The organism is Breznakia sp. PF5-3 (genome assembly GCF_029504745.1).
Taxonomy (GTDB): domain Bacteria; phylum Bacillota_I; class Bacilli_A; order Erysipelotrichales; family Erysipelotrichaceae; genus Breznakia.
Genome location: NZ_JAQFIQ010000087.1, coordinates 1 through 1,573, shown reverse-complemented (window position 1 = coordinate 1,573; position 1,573 = coordinate 1). Strand labels below are relative to the sequence as shown.

At 33.1% G+C, this 1,573-nt stretch carries 1 protein-coding gene; it reads left to right on the top strand.

The features are described 5' to 3' along the window. The first annotated feature begins 267 nt into the window (after positions 1 to 267). Complete coding sequence (locus M2475_RS11355) at positions 268 to 1,440, top strand: IS110 family transposase (RefSeq protein ID WP_277491652.1); 1,173 nt, start codon at positions 268 to 270, stop codon at positions 1,438 to 1,440. Positions 1,441 to 1,573: the final 133 nt, after the last annotated feature.

The window sequence follows — 1,573 nt, the reverse complement described above, 5'->3', positions numbered from 1 at the left end:
TTTCCTGGTATATTAGAAATGACTTATCTAAGTCTCTAATATACACTCCTTTCTTTCTTAAATTTATTCATAATTTTTGTTAGAATTGAATCGTGAATGTGCACTTTAGTTTTTCCTTGTAGCTTGACTACCCAAAGGAGTATATTGCCACAATCGATATCTTAATTGTAATTAGTTAGATAAGTCTTTGAACTTTTATTTCGCACCAGGTTCTTTGATATCCTATTTGTGGATTGTCACATCACTTTATAGAAAGGTCGTGTTTATATGTTTTACTATATCGGTATTGATGTTGGAAAGTTTACCCATTGTGCTTGCGTCATGAATTTCCATGGCGAAGTGATTGTTGAAGCTTTTTTCTTCAAAAACAATCGTGAGGGGTTTAACTCTTTCCTCGATAAAGTTAAGAACTTTATTAATAAAGATCATATCTGTGGTTTAGAATCCACTGGTCACTATGGTGATAACTTAATTCAGTTTCTTTTAAACCATAACTTTAAGGTTGGTTTAATTAATCCTATTTCTACTGATGCTGAGCGTAAGAAGAAAATTAGAAAAACTAAAACTGATAAACTAGATACTGTTATCATTTGTAATGTTCTTCAATCTAGAGCTTATACAACTATTACTAAAAGAAAACTTGGTTTAAGAGAAATGAAGAAAGCTTGTCGTTTACATGCTTCTTTAATGGAAGACATTAATCAACTTAAAAACCAATTACAAGCTTGTATCGATTTTGTATTCCCTGAATTCAACTCTTTATTTAAAACTAAGTATATTAGGACTTATATGGCTCTATTGAAGGCCTTTCCAGGGGCTTCTCTAATTGCCAATGCCAATCTTACTAAACTTAAGAATATTCTTAAGCCATGTGGTAGAGGTCGTGGTGTTGAACTGGAGGCTAGCCATCTTAAAGATGTTGCTAATAACTCCATTGGTTCCATTGATTCTCTTACTTCATTAGAAATCCAACAACTTATTGCAAGAATCGAACTGATTCAAGATCATGTTGCTGTTGTAGACAAAAAAATAGAAGAATTCGCTTCAAACTCGAACTCTCCTATTTACTCAATTCCAGGCATCGGAAGTTTTTCCGGCACCTCGATATTGTGCGAAATTGGCGACATATCTACGTTCCATTCCGCAAGCAAAGTAGTTGCCTTCGCTGGGCTTGACCCTTCTGTTTATCAGTCAGGTGAATACAATGCTCAAGCTACAGCAATTTCTAAACGAGGGTCACCACACCTTCGTAAAACCTTGTACCAAATCGCTCTTACAATTTGTAAGTACAACTCTACTTTCAACTCCTATTATAAACTAAAAAAGGAACAAGGCAAGAGTCATCGTTGTGCACAAGGTCATGTGTTAAGAAAATTCATTCGAGTTCTATACAAACTATTAACTGAAAATATTATGTTCGATTTTGAACAATTAGTATAAATATTTTTAAACCTATATTTTAAAATATGCTACTCATTAGTTATTTTCAGTGTACACTTATTCACTTTTCAAAGATCTTTAAAAACTTTTTAAAGTTGGTCAATATTGCTTGACTTCCTTATAGTTAGCTCCT